This window comes from Rhizobium sp. Root1334, assembly GCF_001426665.1.
GTDB lineage: Bacteria > Pseudomonadota > Alphaproteobacteria > Rhizobiales > Rhizobiaceae > Pararhizobium.
The window spans coordinates 22800-44583 of sequence record NZ_LMEY01000007.1 but is presented as its reverse complement, the minus strand read 5'-3'; the positions used below and the strand labels follow the sequence as shown (position 1 = coordinate 44583).

Annotated in this window: 19 protein-coding genes; 5 read left to right on the top strand and 14 right to left on the bottom strand. The window is 56.4% G+C overall.

The genetic code is table 11. The features are described from left to right. Positions 1-174: 174 nt before the first annotated feature. On the top strand, positions 175-930 hold the full coding sequence (locus ASD36_RS12195; protein ID WP_244489808.1) for an NAD(P)H-binding protein: 756 nt from the start codon (positions 175-177) through the stop codon (positions 928-930). A gap of 52 nt (positions 931-982) precedes the next feature. On the opposite strand, the gene ASD36_RS12190 is transcribed toward ASD36_RS12195, so the two are convergent. Next, positions 983-1423: a hypothetical protein gene (locus tag ASD36_RS12190; RefSeq protein ID WP_060510776.1), complete on the bottom strand. Its 441-nt coding sequence runs from the start codon at positions 1421-1423 to the stop codon at positions 983-985. A 101-nt stretch (positions 1424-1524) separates the two neighbouring features. Between ASD36_RS12190 and ASD36_RS12185 the strand changes: the two genes are divergently transcribed. After that, positions 1525-1779, top strand: a complete 255-nt coding sequence (locus tag ASD36_RS12185; protein WP_060510775.1) for a hypothetical protein — start codon at positions 1525-1527, stop codon at positions 1777-1779. 9 nt (positions 1780-1788) lie between these two features. Here ASD36_RS12185 and ASD36_RS12180 read toward each other — a convergent pair whose 3' ends face one another. The 4 genes from ASD36_RS12180 to ASD36_RS12165 all read right to left on the bottom strand — a co-directional run bounded on the left by ASD36_RS12180 (position 1789) and on the right by ASD36_RS12165 (position 5196). Then, positions 1789-2160 carry a response regulator gene (locus ASD36_RS12180; RefSeq protein ID WP_060510773.1) on the bottom strand — a complete coding sequence of 124 codons (372 nt, stop codon included), beginning with the start codon at positions 2158-2160 and terminating at the stop codon, positions 1789-1791. A 59-nt stretch (positions 2161-2219) separates the two neighbouring features. Continuing rightward, positions 2220-2870: a response regulator gene (locus tag ASD36_RS12175; protein ID WP_060510771.1), complete on the bottom strand. Its 651-nt coding sequence runs from the start codon at positions 2868-2870 to the stop codon at positions 2220-2222. Positions 2871-3056: 186 nt separating this feature from the next. Next, complete coding sequence (locus ASD36_RS12170; protein WP_060510769.1) at positions 3057-3836, bottom strand: alpha/beta hydrolase; 780 nt, start codon at positions 3834-3836, stop codon at positions 3057-3059. A 613-nt stretch (positions 3837-4449) separates the two neighbouring features. Continuing rightward, a complete protein-coding gene (locus ASD36_RS12165; RefSeq protein WP_060510767.1) occupies positions 4450-5196 on the bottom strand; it encodes an SDR family oxidoreductase in 747 nt (248 codons plus the stop codon). A 358-nt stretch (positions 5197-5554) separates the two neighbouring features. Here ASD36_RS12165 and ASD36_RS12160 point away from each other — a divergent pair, with 358 nt between their 5' ends. Then, the gene (locus ASD36_RS12160; protein WP_060510765.1) at positions 5555-7738 is read left to right on the top strand and encodes a PAS domain-containing sensor histidine kinase; all 2184 of its coding nucleotides are present in this window, start codon (positions 5555-5557) and stop codon (positions 7736-7738) included. Between the two features lie 193 nt (positions 7739-7931). On the opposite strand, the gene ASD36_RS31380 is transcribed toward ASD36_RS12160, so the two are convergent. Continuing rightward, positions 7932-8099 carry a catalase-related domain-containing protein gene (locus ASD36_RS31380; protein WP_277995997.1) on the bottom strand — a complete coding sequence of 56 codons (168 nt, stop codon included), beginning with the start codon at positions 8097-8099 and terminating at the stop codon, positions 7932-7934. 319 nt (positions 8100-8418) lie between these two features. On the opposite strand from ASD36_RS31380, the gene ASD36_RS12155 reads away from it, so the two are divergent. Continuing rightward, a complete protein-coding gene (locus ASD36_RS12155; RefSeq protein ID WP_244489807.1) occupies positions 8419-8775 on the top strand; it encodes an EF-hand domain-containing protein in 357 nt (118 codons plus the stop codon). Between the two features lie 375 nt (positions 8776-9150). Here ASD36_RS12155 and ASD36_RS12150 read toward each other — a convergent pair whose 3' ends face one another. From ASD36_RS12150 to ASD36_RS12130, 5 genes are all read right to left on the bottom strand, one after another. Further along, entirely contained in the window at positions 9151-10200 is a 1050-nt protein-coding gene (locus ASD36_RS12150; RefSeq protein ID WP_082562771.1) for an alpha/beta hydrolase, read from the bottom strand. Between the two features lie 356 nt (positions 10201-10556). Beyond that, on the bottom strand, positions 10557-11525 hold the full coding sequence (locus tag ASD36_RS12145) for an MBL fold metallo-hydrolase (protein WP_082546868.1): 969 nt from the start codon (positions 11523-11525) through the stop codon (positions 10557-10559). 599 nt (positions 11526-12124) lie between these two features. After that, positions 12125-13354: a cytochrome c gene (locus ASD36_RS12140; protein ID WP_060510761.1), complete on the bottom strand. Its 1230-nt coding sequence runs from the start codon at positions 13352-13354 to the stop codon at positions 12125-12127. Further along, positions 13351-15117, bottom strand: a complete 1767-nt coding sequence (locus ASD36_RS12135) for a GMC family oxidoreductase (RefSeq protein ID WP_060510857.1) — start codon at positions 15115-15117, stop codon at positions 13351-13353. The genes ASD36_RS12140 and ASD36_RS12135 overlap by 4 nt, the downstream gene beginning before the upstream one ends. Before the next feature lie 3 nt (positions 15118-15120). Next, on the bottom strand, positions 15121-16038 hold the full coding sequence (locus ASD36_RS12130; RefSeq protein ID WP_244489806.1) for a gluconate 2-dehydrogenase subunit 3 family protein: 918 nt from the start codon (positions 16036-16038) through the stop codon (positions 15121-15123). A gap of 667 nt (positions 16039-16705) precedes the next feature. Between ASD36_RS12130 and ASD36_RS12125 the strand changes: the two genes are divergently transcribed. Then, positions 16706-17605, top strand: coding sequence for a LysR family transcriptional regulator (locus tag ASD36_RS12125; RefSeq protein ID WP_060510757.1), 900 nt, complete (start codon positions 16706-16708; stop codon positions 17603-17605). Here the strand turns inward: ASD36_RS12125 and ASD36_RS12120 are convergent. The 3 genes from ASD36_RS12120 to ASD36_RS12110 all read right to left on the bottom strand — a co-directional run bounded on the left by ASD36_RS12120 (position 17602) and on the right by ASD36_RS12110 (position 21782). Further along, positions 17602-19131 carry an MFS transporter gene (locus ASD36_RS12120; RefSeq protein WP_244489805.1) on the bottom strand — a complete coding sequence of 510 codons (1530 nt, stop codon included), beginning with the start codon at positions 19129-19131 and terminating at the stop codon, positions 17602-17604. The genes ASD36_RS12125 and ASD36_RS12120 overlap by 4 nt on opposite strands. 711 nt (positions 19132-19842) lie before the next feature. Continuing rightward, on the bottom strand, positions 19843-20520 hold the full coding sequence (locus ASD36_RS12115) for a retron system putative HNH endonuclease (protein WP_060510753.1): 678 nt from the start codon (positions 20518-20520) through the stop codon (positions 19843-19845). Continuing rightward, a complete protein-coding gene (locus ASD36_RS12110) occupies positions 20517-21782 on the bottom strand; it encodes an AAA family ATPase (RefSeq protein WP_060510752.1) in 1266 nt (421 codons plus the stop codon). Before ASD36_RS12110 ends, ASD36_RS12115 begins: the two co-directional genes overlap by 4 nt. Between the last annotated feature and the right edge of the window lie 2 nt (positions 21783-21784).

The following is a 21784-nucleotide window of genomic DNA, read 5'->3' as shown; positions in this document are numbered from 1 at the left end:
CAAACCTTCCTATACGGCAACCTGCATTTGTGGCTCTCGATGCCGAGTTTGAACCGCTTCTCCAAAGGAGCCGTATCTCGTCGGAAGTGCTATCTGGGTCAACCCAAGCCTTCGTTTAATCGACCCCCCAGTGGAAACGCCTAGTATCGCACGCTTTACGTTCCATGGAGCATAATGATGAAAATCGTGGTAGTTGGCGCAAGCGGAATGATGGGGGCGAAAATTGTCCGTACCCTAGAACGGGGCGGCGAGGACGTCGTCGAAGCTTCGAGCAAGCTCGGTGTGAACGCTCTTAGTGGCGAAGGTCTTGAGGCTGCGTTCGAAGGCGCTGACGTCGTTATCGATGTCACAAATTCGGGCTCGTTTGGCGAAGGCGACGCGCTCGCCTTTTTCAAGCAGGCCGGAAAGCAAATGCTGTCCTCCGCCAAAGCCGCCGGCGTGCGCCACTACTTGGCACTGTCTGTTGTCGGCGCCGACAACCTTGTCGAAAATGACTACTTCCGGGCGAAGCTCGTACAGGAGAATCTTGTCCGGGCGTCCGGTCTGGCGCATACTATCGTGCGTTCGACACAGTTTTTCGAGTTCTTCAGCGGAATTGTGAATACCTCCGTCTTAGATGGCAACCTAAGACTGCCCGACCTGCGGCTCCAGCCGATCGCCGCCGACGAAGCAGCAACCTTTATGGCGAACATCGCCACCGCAGAGCCACGCAACTCGATTGTAGAGTTAGGAGGACCGGAGCCCACCGAACTCGTTGAGCTCGCTAGGGAACTGCTCACGGTGACAGAAGACAACCGGCCGGTCGCGATCGATCCAGCCTCACTATACTTCGGCGTATCGCTTGCTCGACAGGGCCTGCTGCCGAATCCAGGAGTGGTATCGGGAAAGCTAACGTTTCATGACTGGCTGACGCGCACGGTCTATGGGTAAGTAAGGGCGCGAACCCGGACACCGCGAGAGGGTCCGGGGCCGCTATCACGTTTCAAATGCGCATCGCGGCAGTCCTGCGGGATGCTGCAATGGCTTGTGACTGCGAGCAGGCCCAAATCGTCGACGCAAGTCCGAAAAGTGCCGGAAGGCTGACCGCCGGAAAATCTCGCACCAGAACCGAAGCTGAGCAGATTCCGACCGCAACCTCCCAAAGATGAAATGCTGCGTGCGCTATAAGCCAGAGCGTCGCCGCGGCCCAGAGTTCGAGCCGCCGCTCCAGCCTAAATATGCCAATGGTGAATGCCGCAGCAATGAAGCCCTGAATGATGCCGATATCCCGGATAAAATGCTGATTGAAGAACCCGGTATCGGTGACGCCCGGTACGAAGTAGTACCAGCCTTCAGGGTCATAGAGCATATGGATGGAAAGCCATCCAGCGAGCAGAACGTTGAACCATACCGTGGCGTAGATGCCATATTTGATCGCTTGCATTTTCGTCTCCTTCGATTAATCCGAAGAGAAAACTACCACCGCTATGGGGAGAGAACTTCCCAAACCATCGTTTAAGCCGCTGCGTAAAACGAGGAGTATCGATGCCTAAATTTTTGGCCTATGTGCCGGATGCCGAGCTTTTCGAAGCCAAGTATGCGCTCTTACAGTTTGGTACAGTTGTATCGGACGAGGCCCACTTGGTCGTGATCGATACGGAGGTGGAATTCGCGGACGTTCAAGCCGCTTTGGCGAAGGCCGATAAAGACTTCCTGTTGGTCGAGATTGGGAGCGACGGCGCCGTGGCCGGGCGCGGGAACCGGGACCTTCGCTCGGTGGTCGAACTGTTGAGGAAATAGTGAGAAGCTTCAGTGCGTTGCCGTTCTTATGGACTCAATCAGTCGTTTACTCTCGATCGGTTTCGCCAAGAATGCTTCGGCCCCGTGTCTCATCGCGGTCGCACGCATCCCGTCATCTGCATAGGATGTCATGATCAGAACGGGCGGGCATTTCGTCATCGATCGCAAAATGCGCAGCATCTCAATCCCGGACATTCCGGTCATTCGCACGTCTGCAAGGATGCAATCGACGCCCTCGTGACCCTTTTGAGACAAGAATTCTTCGGCCGACTCGTAAAGCCTACTCTCGATGCCTTCCGTCTCCAAAAGGTCTTGCAGAGACTCCCGGAGATGCCGGTCGTCGTCGACGATTGCTATGGTCGTATACTTTTCTGCTGGCATGGGCTTGAGCGAACTCTTTCCTGGAAACCTCGGCTGTCCCCTGCCAGCGTCGGCATCATCTACAGATATACGTCGTATTCTTTGGAAGCCATGTCCAGTTTTTTGACGAGTTCGGCGAGCGAACCGACATGCATTTTTCTCATCATTCGGCTCCGATGGATTTTGATCATCATTTCGCTCACTGCTAATTCGTGGGCGATCTGCTTGTTCAACCTTCCCATCGCAACATGTCTCATGACCTCGCGTTCCCGAGGCGTCAGCGTCCGTATCGCGGATATGGTGATCTCGCGTTCCACTGCAGCGGCGCGCTTTGCTGCATTCAACTGAATCGCGCGGTCCGTCGCACCCACAAGTGCAGGGCGATCCAAAGGTTTCAAAAGAAAATCGCTCGCACCACGCTTCATAGCCTGGACGCTCATAGGTACCGTCGCATCACCCGTCATGAAGACGATCGGCAGCATGCATTCGATGGCGGCGAGTTGCTTTTGAATGTCGAGGCCGTTCATGCCTGGCATGTGGATATCCAGAAGAACGCACCCCGCTTTTCCGAGGTCCGCGCGCGAAAGGAAATCATCGCCGCTTCCATAAGGCATCGCGCGTATTTCCAATGACTCGAACAAATCCACCAACGACAGTCGGAGCGCTGCATCATCGTCGACGATGGAGATCGTCGGAAGGTGGGTGTCATGCTGTAGATCTGTCGGCTGCACGTCTCGCTCCTAGCTGCTTCTCAAGACGAGCATGCGCAGCGACGCAATCATAACACCGCCGATACGCACCCCCACCTATACGAAGGTTCTATGGGCTTGCAGTCGCCGTCCACCATGGTGTCTGACCTGTCACGTAACGAACCATTTGTCGGAGGCGAACCCAGGCCCGCCTCCGAACATCTCGGCTCATTTTGCCGTCGCAGCCTCTTCTATGAGTTTGGTAACCTCGCCCGGATGAGAGATCATCACGACATGAGACGCCCCATCGATCGCAACAGTTCTCTTGGACTTGGCGCGTTCCGCCATCCACCTCAGAGTAACCGGCGGAATGTTTTTGTCAGCTTGACCGTATACAAACCAGGACGGAATCGTTTGCCAGGCCGCTTTTGGAGCTGGCTCCGCTAATGCGGTGTCAGTGATAGGGCGCTGAGCTACCGCCATCAGGCGTGCGGTGGTACGTGGCACGTCGGCCGCAAACTGTTCCGGAAATTTCTTTTGGTCGATATATAGATCTTTTGCCCCGCTAGGTAGCGCAACCGGCTCTGCAAGTGTCGGGCCGAGAGTGCTGCCAGGGTTTTTACCGGACAGTGCGACCGCGGACTCCCCAGGCTCCGGTGCAAAGGCCGCCACAAAAACGAGTGCCTTCACGTTCGATGCAGAAGTGGCTGCGTCACTGATCACCGAGCCGCCGTAGGAATGTCCAACGAGCACGACGGGTGTCTTTATGCCTCTCAGGATGCCGGCCACGTAGGCTCCATCGCTCGTAACGCCGCGCAGGGGATTGGCGACGGCCAGCACCGGGTACCCATCCTTTTCAAGGCGGGAGATGACATGGTTCCAGCTCGAGGAATCGGCAAAAGCGCCATGGACAAGCACAATTGTCGGCTTAATTGTCTCTGCATGGACGGAGAGAGACGTCGCTGCAGACAACGCTGCAGCGGCGAGAAGTTTGGCGCTCTTACGCATTTGGATTCCTTTTGATCACCTGAAACAAACTGGGCTAGCCGCTTGCAGACGAACGTCAGGAGCGACCCGTCGAGAAATCGACTTCGTCACGAACGGCGGCTATCTATTCTGCTTCCACGCAGGGGCTCCATTCAACCCAAACGTAAGTATGTGACTTCCGGCGAACGAGCGTAGGTGGCTTTATCGAGCAGCGCCTGTCAGCCTGGTGTATGCACTGGTCGGACAGCAGCCATGCCGGCCCCACGAGTTCGACCGTGCATATGGAGAACACTCTGCGCCAGCTTTGCCTGTTCTATCGGATTTTTGCCGGCGTCATACGGCCGTGACTTGCCATGCTCTCCATATCGGAGACCGACCCGACAATCATTCAAAGTTATTTTTTGCGATGCAAGTAAGGGCCGAACTAATATATCGCGGCGTCCCGTGGGGAGTTGCTATTCTCAAGGAAGGAAACGGACGGGATATCAGCCGTCCAGGCGGGCCTCGGGACCGGAAGTCTCATCAGACCTGTAAATTACTGACATTCGCTCACAGTCGGTCAAATCGACCCGGGGACCGAATATAAAAGAAGACCGACGCAAAGTTCCGCGTCGGCCCCTTCGTCCTTTTCAACTCAGGCCAGCGACATGCCGCCGTCGACAATCAGTTCGACACCATTAACGAAGGTACCCTTCGCTGCCAGGAACAGAGCGGCCTCCGCCAGCTCCTCTGGCCGCCCCATCCTTCCGGCCGGGATCAGGTCAGCCATGTGCGCTTCGAATCCTGGGCGATCTGCTTCGGCGATACCGAGCTTCGTCAGGATTTCTGTCTCCACCGGTCCTGGGCTTAGGATGTTGACGCGGATGCGTCGTTCCTTGAACTCAATCGCCCAATTGCGGGCGAAGGCTGCCATCGCGGCCTTTGATCCTGCATATAGTGTGTGCTGGGGTAAGATTTTGGTAGCCGCCAGCGAGCTTGTCACGATGATGTTCCCTCCGTCACGGATCAGGGGCGAGATGGCCTGGACCCCGAAGAAAACGCCTCGGGTGTTGACGGCGAAATGCTCGTCGTATCCGATTTCGGAAACCGCTGCTGAAGCCTCGAGCTTGATGATGCCGGCGTTCGCGAAATATACGTCGACGCCTCCAAACCACTTACCGACGCTATCAGCGAGACGCTGGTGAAAATCATTTGCTGCAACGTCGCCGCAGACGCCGACAGCACCGTGTCCGATTTCTTTTACCGCCAGGTCGAGCACCTCCTGTCGACGACCAGTGATGACGACTTGGGCCCCCTCCTTAGCAAAGAGCTTGGCGGTTGCCTTGCCGATCCCGCTATTGCCTCCAGTTATAATTGCTACTTTATCGTCGAGTAATCGCATTGATATTTATCTCCGTTCTGATTTCGGAGAAATACGACTTGGGCTGTCGCCGCATTAGCCCCCTGAGCGGCACATAAGGTATTCCTCGTCCATTATAATGTGCGTCGGGGTGGCGATTCTCGGCCGCTGAACATGGATGACGTGAAGTGAAGGCTAAGGCCTTGTCAAAGCCGGCAAACACCGCATCGTCAAGGGGCTGGCCGGAGCAAATCAAACTCTCCGCAATCCCGGGCGCAGGAGCGTGCTTCCGTGCTGCGCGGCATCCTCTCCGTTCACCCAAACCGAATGTGGGGTTGGTCTATCCCACGGAAATGCGTTATTTTGGCCCGCATGGCGAAGCTTTTGGGGAAGGTCTGTTATGTCAGAAATCCATCTAGGCAAGAACCCGCCAGGGCCAAAAAAGGCTCCCGGTGCGATCGGATGGATCGCTGCCAGACTTCAGACGCCGTTCGTCATCACCTTCGCCGCCGTAATCGCAGGTACCGCGGTCGCGTGGTCCACACACACTCTCTTGGGACTACTGTGTCCGCTAGTGGCCGCATTCGTTGTCTCTGATGACCGCCTTAGAGAGATTTTTCGACCCTTCTTGTGTTTTGGATTCGTTGTTTCTTTAGTTATAGCGGGAGCTCAGCGAGATGCTGCAGCGGCGTCTTTGACGTGGTCCGCCGTCGCCCTATTCGGTTTATCGTTTCTGGTCTGCGAAGCGATCCGGGCCAAGGCCATGCGAGCGGTTCAAGCGAGCGACCCTACGCTAGCTAAACCGTCAGGGGTGGGGGAAGACCGAGACGTCCATCCCTCGCTCGGCATCGTTCACCCCGAAGACCGTGCGGCGGCGTCACACGCTGCCGCGTATGCTTTTTGGACCGGCGTCCCACAGGTTTTCAAATACAGGCAGCGTCAAAGCAACGGACAATATCGCTGGACGGAGATGAAAGCCGAACCAGGCTATGGGGTCAGCGTAAACGTCGATCCGATGGTATCCGATCCAGACGAGCGGTGGCTGAAGATGGGACCGGTCGGAGAGACTGCGGAAGCAATCCGGGCGGCCAAGGTCATTGAAAGCTTGTACGGCAAAGCATGGGCGCTGAACGCGGAAGCGCAGTTCACCTACGTCACTCCGTCTGGCCAGGTAGCGATCGGCATGGCGCTCAATGATTTGAATCGACCGTTGAGCGACAAGCGATTTATTGATGGTGGAGACAATGGCTGGAGCTTGGGAGTGCATCCGGACGATTATCCGCGCGCGGCCGAGACATTTCGGCACTCCCTCAGAACGGGCGAACATTGGCATATCGAGTATCGAATGTTGAGAACGACGGGGCTTTATGTATGGCACAGGATCGCCGCCTGCCCTACCACCGATCCTTCTGGCCGCATCACCGGCTGGTATGGCACCTCGATCGACATTGATGTGTACAAGCGAACGGAAAGTGCACTCCGCGAAAGCGAGCGCTCTCTACGCCAATTGATCGAGACCGTCCCGGCCCTCATCTGGTGCACAGCTGAGAACGGTGAGCCAATCTACTTCAGCCAGCAGTTTCGCGATTTTCTTGGGTTCGACGTCGATCAAAGAGATGTCGAGGGCAAAAAGCGGCTGACGGTCGTACTTGACGCGATCGTTCATCCCGACGAGCGCCCTGCCCTAGAGCAGACCTTCCTCACTGCATTGACGACAGGTACGTCCTTTGCATTCAAGCACCGGATGCGCCGTTTCGATGGTCAATTTCGTTGGGTTGAGATGCGTGTTGCGGCAATGCGGAAGGAGGACGGCACCATCGTCCAATGGAATGGCGTGTGCTTCGATATTGAGGATCAGGTTCGCTCCCAAGAGCAACTACGGCGAGCCCATGAAAAATACACCCGCGCGAGCCAAGCGGCTAGTCTGGCTGAACTTTCGGCGTCCATCGCACATGAAGTTGGTCAACCGCTTGCCGCGCTGGTATCAAGCTCCGATGCGTGTGAGCGCTGGCTAAGCAGCGATCCACCCAACCTCGAACGGGCAAAAGTGGCACTGGATCGTGTAACCCGAAGCGCTGCAACAGCGGTAGAAACGGTAAAGCGTGTGCGTGCGCTGTTCAGGCGTACTGACGAGTCTCGCGAGACCGCGGCATTGGCCGAGCTTATACTTGAAGCACGTGATCTGCTTGCGGAGGAGGCCTCTCGACGGCACACCGTCATGTCTATCGATATCAACGCACATCTTCCACTCGTGGCAGTGGACCGAGTGCAGATTCAGCAGGTGCTCACCAATCTGATTAGAAATGGGCTTGAGGCTATGGATTTGCCCATTGAAGGAAAGCGGCTAAGCCTCACTGCCTATCGCTTCGAAGAATCAGTCCGGGTGGACGTCAGCGATGTCGGACCGGGCGTAGAATATCCGGAACGCGTTTTCGAACCGTTCTTTACGACAAAGGGAGAACAGGGGATGGGGATGGGCCTTGCAATCTGCCGCTCGATTGTCGAGTCACATGGAGGAAGTTTGTGGGTTGAACCATCCGTCCCAAGCGGTGCGACCTTCTCGTTCACTCTGCCAACGGCCTGAAAGATTTTAACGCCGGTGCGATCATCTCGCGTCAAGCCGCAGATTGCACTTCGTCGTCAGTTTTCCGTTAAATGGCTTGCCGGGTAGCGAGCTGCTAACAGTGTCTGCGCTGCACCTGAAACCATTGACGTCGGCGGTACGCGATTGGATCCGCAGAGGATGGTTTCACGCCTCACTGTGTGCTGCTGCAGCCTCAACGAACAGTCGTGCCTACCCCGAGAGCGGATGCTGAACGATCCCCATACTCGAGGTCGGTCCGACGGCAGTTCGCGACGTACCGCATTTTGATTCTGGCGGACACCTCCGCCATCGATTCAACTGTGTTCCGGATGAGAGTGGATTTTTGCGTATGCGTTGCCATAGGATTTGAATGGTTTGGCAGGATGCCATCAAGCGGCTCGGCCATATAGACCGTCGTTTGTGTGGTCATGAGGCGCGGCGGGTGCTCTCAAGACGGCCTCAGGTGACGACTCCGCTTAAATCGAATGGAATTGGTTGCAGTTGCAACATTAGAGCCAAATAGCCGTATTCGGCAAGCTTGACACAAGCGCCTATGCCCAGCCTATGGCCGGTATCCCCGCAACGAAAAGGATAAATTAATGAGAGTCGGATCTGACAATTCCATCTACAGCCTGTTGGCTTCCTCGCCGCGAAAAGGGCCGTCCATCGCTGACGCGAAAATGGGTGGTGCAGTTCAGGTGAATGCGCCCAAGATTCCCGCCGTCCGGAGTGATCAGGAATTGATTGCAGACTTCCACGCCCGCATGTCAAAACAAGCACTCGACTGGGCAGACAACGACAAGGACGGAAAGGTCACCAAAAGCGAGTTCATGGATGGGCAGTCACGTCTAGCGGAAATGAATGGAACACCGCACGACACCGCCTATAGTGAAAGTAAATGGGCGAAGCTCGACGCAACCGGTAAAGGCTGGGTGACAGCGGAGGAACTTGGCGACGGCTTGCAGAAAATCTTCCCTGTGAACGTCGGCCATCTCGGTGCCGGTTATGCGGAACGCCTTCGCAACAGGCAGGGATGAGGTGCTAATAGATTCACTGCCGTTAGCTTTTTTTGACATGCTATCTCAGGCAATGTTCGCATGCCTTGGAAGCCGCGCTGTGGTTACTGGTGAGCGGGTCCACTGGCTTCAAAGAATAGAGGTGGACGGTGATGCGCGTTAACGGCTCCGCCTGACTGCCTCCAAAACGTTATGCGAAAAAGGGGCCGTCTTCCGAGGAAAGACGGCCCACTGGTGGATTTGACATCCACGTCCTCGGCGGAGGGGGCGGAGAACCGAGGTTTTGGTCAGTATCGCTGGGAGGGGATCGCGATATCGACACTTAGAAGATACCTGATTGCGCCCTCCAATAACACTATACGTAGGTTTGGGACCAAGTGTGGTCGGCGCAGATCCCTACATTGCCCCTACTTCAACGATGGCGTTCGCGAATGCGTAGGGTGCCTCTTGGGGTAGATTATGCCCAACACCGCGAATAATGTGGTGCACACGCTTGACGAATTTTGCCGACGTCGAACTTCCGTCAGTGGCTGCGACGACCCCGTCCGAGTCCCCATCCAGAGTCACGGTTGGTACGGTGATCTGTGGCTGTAATGCGAGCAGAGCTTCCAGCTTCATATAATCGGGATATCCTGGTGCGCCGCCAAGTCGATGGCGATAGGAATGGACGACAACGTCGACGAAGTCCGGGTTGTTGAAAGATCGTGCACTGCGCTGAAACGTCACCTCGTCGAACTCCCAGGTTGGAGAGTTGTCATGCCACATGATGCGGGCGATGTCTGAGCGATTGCGCTCTAGCCCTTGCCGCCCCCTCTCCGTCTGCAGATAAAACTGATACCAGAACCCGCGTTCGACTTTCGCCGGCGCAGGTTCAAGCGCCTTCGCGATATTCTGGATAAGGTAGCTGTTGACCGAGACGAGTCCAAGGCAACGCTCCGGCCAAAGCGCAGCCGCCACGCATGCAGCGCGGCCTCCCCAGTCGTACCCAGCAAAGATTGCTTGGTCTATCTTGAGGGCGTCCATTAGGTCGACGAGATCTCTACCGATCGCAGCCTGCTCACCGGACCGGACTGTAGAAGTTTCAAGGAAAGCTGTCGTTCCGTGCCCGCGAAGATGCGGCACAATCACGCGGAAACCCCTTTGAACCAGCATCGGAGCCACATTGACGTAGCTATGCACATCGTAAGGGAAGCCATGCAGAAGAAAGACGGCCGGCGCCGTTTGGGAGCCGGCAGCGTAGTAGCCGACATTCAGCACCCCGGCCTGAATCTGACTCGGCGTCTCTGAGAACAAAGTTCCATCTCCGTTTGTCGCAGCCATCAGACGCTCAGGGACCGCAACACCAAGTGCCGACGCCGCGGCGCCAGCCACAAATGCACGACGTCCAAACTGCGCGAGAGAGTGGGACACGGTTTTACGAAAGCCGGGGACTATTTCACCTGCCATAATGACTACTCCGCAATTTGACTTTTATTGGACCAAGCGATGTTCCGTTAGGGGCGGTGGCGGGTCGAACTCGGCGAACACGATTGCAGTCCGCATCTCCGCTGATCGCCAGTCCAAACAGAACATAAATGAGCGATTGCTGTGACAGATGAAGCGGTAGTTCGCGGTCTGAGATGAACGTGACACCGTTCCACTAAGATGAGATGCTGTAAGCACAGAGTTCGTGCGAGGTCCGGTTGACTTCCGGACCTCGCTACTTCGGGCCTCTTGCTGCATGGTGTGGCCACCGCCGCATCGTTGCTCAATGACGGGCGAACGCTAGCAACACGATCGCTCAAGGCGTCATGCTCTAAGTGTCAGTAGTCCCAGAACACCGGAACCCAACGGAAGGCGTCGCCCGCGACAGCCACCCGTCCGAGTGACGGGAACGGAAGATGGGTTGCCACAAGGAGTTCGCGCGTATCTGCGAGCTGACGCAGAAGGTCAATGCGGACGCGCGCCGCTTCTTCCGGATCGTGCTCGAAGCCGTTGTGCCAGTCAGGCTGTTCGAATCCGACCGCGAAGACGGCGTCGCCGGCGAACGTCAGTGCTTCATTTCCTGAAGCCACGCGGATCACTGCGTGTCCGGGCGTATGTCCACCCGTGCGGCGTACAATTACGCCTGGAGCGACCTCGTAGCGCTCGTCGAACGTAATGATGTGGTTTCCGTATTCCTCCAGAAAACGTTTGGCGGTCGCCCGCAGCGCGGCCGGGAACCCTTCCGGCATTTTGGTGTGGGTGAAGTCGGGGTTCTTCCAGAAATCCACCTCCGATGCTGCTGCGTGGATTCTAAGGTCAGAACGAAGACGTTCCTTAACGCCTTCGACGAGCAGTCCGCCGATGTGATCCATGTGCAGGTGCGTAAGCACGATGTCCGTCACCGATCCGAGGTCAATGTCTGCGGCCGCAAGGCGCTGGACGAGTTGGCCTGCGCGCGGCAGGTGCAGATCCGGATCGAGACCAAGGCCGGCGTCAAGCAGGATTGTCTGATCACCGCTACGAACCACAACGGCGTTCAGTGGCCAGTCAAAAGAATCCGGAGGCAAGAACATGTCCGCCATCCAGTTTGCACGAATGGTAGGGTCGGCATTGTGCCCCATCATTTGTGTCGGCAGCGGCAAGACACCGTCGCTGACGACCATGACGTCGATGTCCCCGATTTTCAACGCGTAGCGCGAAGGAACGAGTTCGCCCGCCCCGGCCTTACCGGGATGAAAGGCGCTTTCAGCCGGGATCTTAGCCTGTGGCGGGCCTGGGGTATGAGTTTTTGCTTCTGTCTGCGACATGAGGCGCTCCTATGTTTTTTAATGCAAGCCGTTCACGCCCCGTGCTGCAGTACGCGATGCGTAAGGGCACGGACAAGCGCTCAAAATTAACTATCCGGCTTTAGCCGGTTCGAGCGTTTCGGGGTGACGGCTCTCGGCAAACTTATCGTCGGCCGTTGGAGTAGGTAATCCTAACTTAAGTTTAGGTTGCTGCCGAGACCGCGTAAGAAATCACAATGTCTGAGGTAGACGACGGCACACTCAGTTTGCGAAGGCATGCCCGAGCACCACCAGTTGTCGGTCATACTTTGTGAAACCTGCGCTGCCAGGCGGTTGAAGCCCGAAAATGGGCCAGACGCAACGCCAAGGAAGAATGGGGGGCGATTGCTAAACTCATATAGCTATACCACCACGACTCGCTGCGATCTTGTGGACCATTTGGTCGGCACGGCGCTAACAATAATGGCGTTGTCGACGTTGCCCCGCTGCTGACCATCTCTTACGATCAGCGATTTTGCCGTCGACGGTCGAGTCAGCCATATGAAGAGGATTGCCTAGGCCGAGGTGCTCGGCGGTTCGACACATAGGCAGCGAAAACAAGCAGCGGGATAGTGGATCGGTCATTCCTGTAGTTGTTCTCTCAACTCTTTGACTTCGCTGGCCGCGACTGGGACGGCACTGTTGCCCCACCTATTTCTAATGTAGGTCAGGACGTTTGCCACGTCGTCGTCTGAAAGGTTCCAAGCAAACGAAGGCATGGCAGGACCGGTCGGAGAAGCCTGTGTTCCGCCTGCCCTACTGCCCGCCAACACTACACGGATTAGGCTAGTCGGATCGTCGCTGTTTACGAGCGGTGCGGAGGAAAGCTTGGGGAACAGGCGCGGAATGCCATTTCCGTCCGGCGTATGACAGGCGGAACAGCGGTCAGCGTAAATATTCTTGCCCGCCACGATACGAGTGTCGTCCGCGTCGAGCGCGTCCGGCACCTCCGTTGCGGACGTCCTGCTTTCCTTCAGGTAGACGGCGACGGCGTTTAGGTCAGCGTCGTTCCAGTGTTGGCTGGAGTTTTCGACTTCTTCCGCCATGGGACCTGAGGCAGTGTCAAATCTATTCGTTCCCGTTTTCAAGTACTGGACGATCTCGTCCGTGGACCATGAGCCGATACCCCTGTGTCGATCGGCGGTAATGTTCGGCGCATGCCAGTTCTGTAATGTTGCTCCCTCCAGGAACCTGTCGTTCTCGTCGCCTCCCAAAGAGGTCTTGGGCGTATGGCATGTGCCGCAATGGCCAAGCCCCTCTACGATGTAGGCTCCGCGGTTCCATTCGGCCGACCTGTCCGGGTTCTTCTCAAATTCGCCTTTTGAAAAATTGAGAAAATTCCAGCCAATAAGGCTCGCGCGGATGTTAAACGGAAACGGCAGCTGGTTGGTCTCGACCTTGTTCCTGACCGGTTCGACCGACCGGAGATAGGCGTAGATCGCGGAATTGTCGGACTTCGAGACCTTGGTATAAGCGGTAAAAGGCATGGCCCCGTAGAGGTGGTAACCACCCTTGCCGATACCTTCCGACATGACGCGTTGAAACTCCTCCTCGGTGTAGCGGCCGATTCCGGTATCTGGATCGGGCGTTATGTTGGCTCCGACGAGATCGCCGAATGGCGTCTGCAGGACGACGCCGCCAGCGAAGGGAGCGCCTCCGGCGGCCGTGTGGCACGCGCTGCAGTCGGCGAGGGTCGCGAGATAGCGACCGCGGGCAACCTTTTCAAAGGAGTCGTCACGCGGGGCCTGGGCGACAGCCGCGGTCGCCGTGAACGCGAGTATCCCCACTGACTTGAGAAGGAGATTGTTCATGCTTGCACCAATGGGCCTGGATTTTTGACATACAACGTGCGGATTGCGTCAGCCGCCTTGAAAGCTAGCGCTCCGACTGTGGCTGTCGGGTTGTAGCCGGGGTTTTGGGGGAAAGCCGATGCACCCACGACGAAGACGTTCGATACGTCCCAACTCTGGAGATACTTATTCACCGAACTGGTCTTGGGGTCCGCGCCCATGACGAAGCCACCGACGACATGCGAGGATTGATATGGCCCTCCGTTCCAGTGACCCTTAGAGGGGTTTTTAACGTACTGGCGCGGATTCATAGCTTTGGCGATCTCGCCGACCTTGTCGGTACAGTACTGAGCCATCTTGAGGTCGTTTTCGGGAAAATCGAAAGTCACGCGGAGAAGCGGTCGCCCGAGCCTGTCGCAATAAGTCGGATCAAGCGAAAGATAGTTGTTTCGCATCGAGTAGCTGGACGCTTCACAACCGATCGACATCGTTGACAGGTAGTTCTTCACCGTTTGCTTCTTCCATTCCGATCCCCAGGTCGGGGTCCCTGGCGGCGTCGGGCGATTTCCGATGGGAGCAGCTCCGATCGGCGTGACGCGGATGCTCCCACCACCAATGAAACCCAGTCCGGAATGGTCGAAGTTGTCGTTGTTGAAATCGTCGATCCCCATGCCGACTGCACCCGCTCCGATAAACGGATTGAAATTCTTGTCATCGAAGAAAAGCTGCACGCCGTTGGCGGTCTGGTAGGCGTAGTTACGGCCCGTCGTCCCTGTATTGGTGATCGGATCGTAGGGCTCGCCGACACCTGATAGCAGCATGAGGCGAACGTTTTCGAAGGTGAAGGCGGTCACGATTACGATGTCTGCCGGCTGCTCCCATTCTTCGCCGGAGCTGTCTACGAAAACCACGCCCGTGGCCCGTTTGCCACTTGCGTCCATGAGGATACGCAAGACCTCGGAGTTGGTTCGACAGGTAAAGTTCGACTTGCGCACTAGAACCGGAATGATCGTGGTGATCGCGGTTGCCTTAGAGTAGTTCGCGCAGCCGTAGTTCGTGCAGAAACCGCAGAATGTGCACGGTCCCATCGTTACGCCGAGGGAGTTTGTGTAAGGCTCGGAGATGAGTGCCGAAGGCACCGGAAACGGCTTGTAGCCCATATCGCGCGCCGCCTGGGCGAAGAGCGTTGGTCCGTACGGCTGCCTCAGCGGCCGGGTCGGATACTCGCTCGAGCGCGGCCCCTCGTAGGGGTTGCCGCCGTCTTGGATCTTGTTTTCGAGATTGCCAGCTTTGCCCGAGGTTCCAGCCACTTTGTCGAAGGCATCGTAGAACGGCTCCATTTCGGTCCAGTCGGTGCCCCAGTCCTGCAAAGTCAGCTGCTCGGGGACTGCCGTAGAACCGTATCGTTCGGTCAAATGGCTCTTGAGCCGGAACTCTTCGGGCTGGAAACGGAAGGTGATCCCGGCCCAGTGGTTGCCCGCGCCGCCGGTGCCGTTCCCCGGATGGAACGAGCCCCAGTTGCGCATAGGCAGGGCTTTCTGTCCGGGATTGTTGCGCATGGTAATCGTGTTCTGCGCCGTCCGCAACATCAGGTCCTGGCGCTGTGAGTAGCGGAGTTCGTCAGGAGCCGTGGCAATGTTGAAATCCGCGGCCGTGTCGCGCCACGGTCCACGCTCGAGCGCGACGACCTGAAGGCCTTCATCGGTCAGTTCGTTGGCGATGATGGCGCCTGCCCACCCGAGCCCTATGATGACAGCGTCTGTTGGAGGAAGTCTCTTTGCCATCATCTAACCTTTCTTGTGCCATTCGGGGCGGCCGGAAATACTCAGTGGCGGCAGATCGAGTTTTTCATTGTGACGGTCGATATAGTCGCGATAATCATAGCGTGCGCCGGGGAAGCCGAGCATTTTCCAGGAAACCATGTCCCGGTTGCCGCCGTAGATCGGATCGGCGAAAAAGCCTTCCATCGTGTTTTGCAGCAAAATCGCGAAGAACATTTTCGAGTCGATGTCTTTGAAAACGATCTCACCGTTTTGTACCGACGTGATGACTTGGTCTTTCTGCTCGCCCGGCAGTTCGACAAAGCTCTTGCCGAGGGTCTGCTGACAGTGTCTTTCCAGTGCAGCAAGTCCGAGGCGATAGCGTCGCTGCGGGACCAGCGGCGATTGGTCGCCTTGCTCGGGCGTTCCGGCCACGAATGGCCCCTGCATGTAGAGACGCTCGAAGGTCCCGTAGGAACCGGCCAACTGACGGTCGATGAATTCGGCACATCCGGCATCCAGACCGCTGACGCTCAGTTCGTCGGCGGGGATGAGACACTCGACCAGCGCTTCCATCAGCCGCGCCTCCTGCGGTGTGAAAAAATACCATCCGCCCGTACCCAGAGTTTCGGGCGGGTTGTAGTCGAACGGCTTGAAAGGCGCGACGCCCTTGATGATGGTGGCGCCAGCTGTTGACGCTACGGCCACGAAAATGGCCGCGACGCCGGAAGCGAGGAAATGCCTCCGGCTCTGCTTGAACGGTAGTGGGGGTTTCATCGGGTCTTCTCGGTTTGGGTCTCTTTTTCGTTCCGAAGACGAATGTTGACTTTGGGGCGCTGATCTATCAGCCACTCTGGTGAGAGGGGTAGGAAGATATGAGCGAAGTTTTCTCCAGAAACGATATCGAACGCAGTCTTTCTCGCAGTGCTTGTCGTCGCAATCCATACCTACGTATAGGTCTCCTGGCGCGAGCGGTTGCGGACTGTCGGGTTCCGCCTTTAAGGTGTACAGGGTGAACTCTTGGAGTGGGCTCTGTTGCTAGCGTGACTGGCTGCTTCATTGCGGCCGTTTCTTGGCAAAGGAAGCTTAATCGGGGAGTCGATATTGCGATCGCGGTTCTGCCCGTCTTAACGTCCGCCTTGGGATGCGACAGTATCGCCTGAAAAACTGGGTCGTCGATGCGCGGCAGAATAGGACCCTCCGTCTCCTTCCTTGAAAGAGCCGGAAAAATTTGAGGCAATGGCGGTACAATCGGCTTTCCAATAGGCCGTTGTCGGTCATCTCGGGAAAGCGGCTGAACGTCCGGAATTGGTACCCGTAGTCGGCGGCTTCGCAAGCTAAAGAATGGCGATCGCGCCGCTCCTGACAACTTGCTTGCCTTTTGCACCTACCGAAACCGATGCGCAAACCCACAGTTCCGTTCTTGACGGAACGTGTTTCGACGATCTCCGACATATGGTTAGGGTCTCACTCCGCCATTTTCATATACTTCGTTGCTGCCCGACGTGGATTAGTGTTTCTGGGAGAAGGGAAATGCACCTTAACGTATGATTTGATAATCTCAGAGATTGTGTAAGGATCGTAAAGCCTGAGTGCATAATCGGAGGAAAGCATGGATCGGCTGACAAGCTTGGCAGTCTTTGGACAAGTCGTTGAATGCGGGGGATTTTCTGCAGCCGCAAGGCGCATGAACATGTCAACAAGCATGGTGGCCAACCACGTTCAATCTCTGGAAGATCGCCTCGGCGTCCGATTGCTGAACAGGACGACGCGAAGGGTCAACCTCACCGAAACCGGCAAATTCTACTATGACCGCTCCTCGCAGATCCTTGCTGATCTCGACGAAGCAGATCAGTTCGCCGGCGCGTTGGTATCAACACCCCGGGGAAAGCTTAAAATATACACAAGCACCGCCATCGCCCCGTTTCTCGTCCCACTCATGAGCGAGTACATGCAGCAATATTCTTCGGTGGTTATCGAGCTGGATATTGGCGAGCGGATGATCGATATGATCGAGGAGGGCTATGACCTCGTCATCAGGACGACGTTGAGGGATTCCCGCCTTATCGCCCGCAAACTAACGCCATGGCGACACTTTGTTGTCTGCTCTCCCGACTACCTCAAATCACATCCGGCGCCGGAACAACCAAGTGATCTTGCAAGCCATAATTGCTTGCAATACTCGCACTATGCCTACGGAACGTCCTGGCACTTTGAGAACAGCGCGGGTGTCAAGGAAGAGGTCAAGATTGAGGGCAACTTCGTTTCGAACAGCCCGCAAACTCTCAGGGAATTGGCAATCGACGGACACGGCGTATTCCTTGCACCGAGCTTCCTGGTCTTCGATGATCTGAAGGCCGGCCGGCTTATATCAAATATGCCCAATTACCGGGGCGTCGAATTTTCCATCGATGCTCTGTTTCCGGAACGAAGGCAACTTCCGACCAAAGTAAGGCTCTTTATCGAACTTCTCGTTGAACGCTTCTTCGAACATCGAAAGTGGATGGCCTAAGGCATCGCGATCTGGCCCGCAACCCGAAGGCGCTTAGCGATCACCTTTCCGATGATGATCTTCGAGACGATCAGGACCGGTGCAGCGCCCAGGAAAAATAGTGCCACGGAAAAGAAGGCGGAGTTGAAGGCGATCGTCGTCGACTGCAACGCGACGGACTTGCCCATCAGAAGCGCAGATGCCTTGTGCGCCCCGTGTTCCAGGCCGTGGGTCGAGAAATACTGTGCAAGGCCGGACAGGTGATCGATAACTTCCGGACGACCTGGCGTGATGTAGGCGGCAAGCACGGCGCGGTTTTGGGCCGTCTGATCTTCCACGAATGTTTGCAGGAACGAAATGCCCCCGAGACCCCCAGTTTGTCGACCGGCGTTGAAAAGGGCGACGGCGGTGACGACTGCCGATCCATTAAGTCCAAACATCGTGATGAGGGTGATTGAGAGAAACAGAAATCCAAGCGCGCATCCACGAACCAGGACACCGGGCAACATGTCAGGGATACCGCTGCCACTGGTTGAACCGGACAGCATCCACATCGCCAGCATGAGGCCCAGGATGCCGAAGGGGATGGTGAGCGCTGGGGGCGCGCCGCGATTGATGATGAAGGCCGTGAAGAAGAGTGTAGTGATGAAGGCGGCCGAGCTCGGCAGCAGGAGCGCGCCGGCCTCCATCGGTGTCATTCGCAGTATCGAGATGGCGAAGGACGGGATCAGGTAACTGCTGCCAAGGAGAGCAAAACCGGCCGCGAAGCTTGCCAAAAAACCGAAGCTGAACCCGCTGTTCATGAACACCGAGAAGTCCAGAAGACGACGATTCTTATCGCCAACGAAATGACAGCCGACAACGACGGCGAGCGCGGCTATGCCGATTGCGGCGAACAAGACAATGGTGGGCTCCTCAAACCAGTCCCAACGATTGCCCTGGTTTAAAACGTAGGTCAGCGATGACACGGCGACAGCGAACCAAGCGAGCGATGGCCAGTTCATCCGGATTGGCTTTGGTGCCTCTCCCTCCAATGAAGGGCCCAGCAACAGGAGAGCGAGCGCGGTCAGGCCGATCGGGATGACACCCAGGAATATCCACACCCAGGAATGACTGTCGAGCAGCCAGCCGTGGAGGTAGGGAACAAGCGTTGCAGGGGCAACCACCGCGGTGACGGCGAAGACACTCTGGACGAACGGTTGATGCCGCCAAGCATATGACTTGAGGAGCATTGACTGGGCGCTCACCAGAATGACACCTCCCGCCATGCCCTGGAGAAGACGTAACACAAAGAGGGAATGCAATTCCTCCGTGACGGCTGCAAATCCCGACGCGACCGTCATTGTGATCGTTGCTGTCGCCAAGGATGAGGCCAGCGTGAAACGCCCGGCTAGCCATGCAGTCATGACGAAGCCAATGAGCTTCGCGGTTGTATAGCCAAAATCCATCCGGGCAAATTCGTCGGCCGTCGCTGCAACCTTCCCCATCATGTCGAGGCGTGCGAACGAGAGGACTGTCCCGGGGATGGCTTCGGTCAAGGCGGCCAAAGACGCTCCACCGATCAGGCAAAACCCCGCGAAGTTCGTTGGGCGGCTGGTGGCTTCCGAAACGGTGCTCATGACATTTTCCCGCAGCGCGAGGCGCCCAAGTCGCTCTTCTTGCCTCCAGGGGGAGGCGTGGGAAGAAAATGCCGGAGCACGGCGCGATTGATAAGCTGGCAAATCGAGAGAGGATCTTACAGCCTGGGTGTAAAATCGTGTCAGAAGATCCCTGTTGTCTAACCAATGATTGAGTTGGCAATGCCGGTTGATGGGGAGCTTTTGCATAGCGTTGGCGAGGGAGCGTTTCGTGCGGGAGCCGGCTGCCCAGGACGTCTTTTTATGGGGATTTTCAAGCTTGCTGGGCCGTATCATCAACCCGAGCGATGGCCTATGTCCACGAGAACGCCAGCTAGACGAAGATCGTCCCTTCGATATTTATGCATGGGAGCCTGTAGAAGTAATTGATTCCCCCGCCTTGAATGGATCCGAACCAGCGACCAGCCTTCTGTTCAGTCAAGCATCTGAAAACACTCGAGTTCGTGATGTCCACGCTGGAAGACTAATTACCGGCAGTTCAAACCATCCCTTTGATTTTCAACCGGCTCCTCCGCCCACGCTCCCTGCGAATAGGATCGGACATAACGGACTGTCCGGTCGTCAGGGAATTTGGACCGACCGGCAAAGGCGCAGCGCTGAACCAGGAACAAGGCGAATATGCTATCTGTAGCTCTTCGGTTGAATCCCGAATTCAAGCTCCAGATAACGGGCCACTACATGTCCGAACCCGGGCAACTTTCCGTCTGTGCGGGCCCTGACACGAAGTAATTCTTCGTGGGCCGTACGGCCCGCTGCCAGTACTTCCTCGACCTCGGCGATAATTGCGGCTCGCTCCAAATCCAGTGCATCATCGTCTAGTGACAGCGCGCCGATCATATTCAAAGCCGCCTGGTCGTCGGATCTTGCCGCCCCGATCTTCCCCGACTGTCCGAATGTGAAACGCTCCTCACACCCTGGATCCGAAGGGAGAATGCTTGCAACGTTGTCGTACCAGTTCTTTTTCGAATCGCCGCAGGTCGATGGTCGCTGCTTAGGAACTCCATGATTGCCCGGTGGGCCACAACTGCGGAAAAAATTGTTATAGTTCAGGGTGAAATCTGGTCCGCTTACACCGTCGAAATGTGCTTGCGGCCAGAAATGATCTATATGACCATCACCGTCTTTCAACGGGCGTCCACAGTAGCAACAGACATGCCCTTGCTCGGCAAGCAGGCTTTCTCGGACGGCAGTCATCGGAGTTCCCGACAGGCCCTTATAGGTTGGCTTCCAATCAGCGCACTCTTTACCAAGCCACGCGACGAACTCCGGCGGCGGCAACATCTTGTTTGAATGCTTCATTCTGAAGCCGTCCTCGTACGACGGGCCAGCCTTGCCTCAGCAATATCGATTTGCGGATCGGCTCCTTCTACCTCGTGTCGAAGTTGACGGATTTCTTCCGCCACATCCTCCAAGCGGCCGTCAGCGAGTGCCTTGTCGATGCGATCAATACGGCCTTTGGCGACAGGCGACCGCTCGTCCGCACCGAAAGCGGCCGCGAGAAGGTAATTGCTGTCCCGCCCGAGTGACGCTCGGATATAGTCGAGCTTAACTTCATTGCGGCGAACATTCAGCACCCTGATGACCTCTGATTGCACCTCTCCGAGCACCTGCGGAGAATGGGTCGTAATGATGAACTGAACATTTGCAAAGGTATTGGTCAGCCACGAAATGATCCGCCTCTGCCAAGCAGGGTGCAAGTGCAACTCCACTTCGTCGATTAGAACAATTCCTTTTCCCAGGAGCGGGTTCTTAATATTCGGATTGATGATGGCAAGCCGCCGAGCTAGGTCCCCGGCGAGAGCCATGTAAATCCTCTCACCTGTCGAGAGCTGGTTGGCGTGAAGCTCGGTCCTTCCCTTGGTGAAAGTCAAACCCCGGGGAGCCTCGATACGATAATAGGGATCTTTCAAGCCCGTAGCTGATGAAATGGCCTTTCGAACCGCTTCCAACTGAGGGTCGAGATAGCTTTTCTGGCGACGCTGTTTGCGCAACTCTTCAGTTTCGCGCTCCTGAAACCAGTAGGTGAGCTTTCGAAAATCAATACGACCGACGTCTAGGCTCTCCGCAAACGCGTCGGCAACCTCATGACTAATCTTTCCGCGCTTTCGCTGCGGGATCTCAATAATGGCACGACGCTGGTTATAAAATATGACCGGAGCTTCCCCTGCCAGGAAAGTCGAAGATCCTTCTGCCCTTTCCGCAATTCGTTTTACCAAGTCGGAAACGCCGCGATAGTCGCTTGATACTGGCCGCAGAAGTTTTTCACGTTGGTCCTGCTTCACCATCGTCCAGCGATACTTCTGCGAGCCATCCTCTGCGAGAATCTGGATCCTCGTTCCAGTGCTATCTATCTTAACATCGTCGTCGGTGATGCGTCTCGCGCTCATCGCCGTCTTGCTAAGTCTCGCAATATATTGAGAAAGACCAATCGCAACCGCATCGAGTATCGACGTCTTCCCCACACCATTTGCACCAACGATCACGGTGAGCCGGCGATCAAAATCGACCTGCAATCGGGTGATGCCTCTGAAGTTGCGAAGCTCTATTCTCTCCAGGTACATTA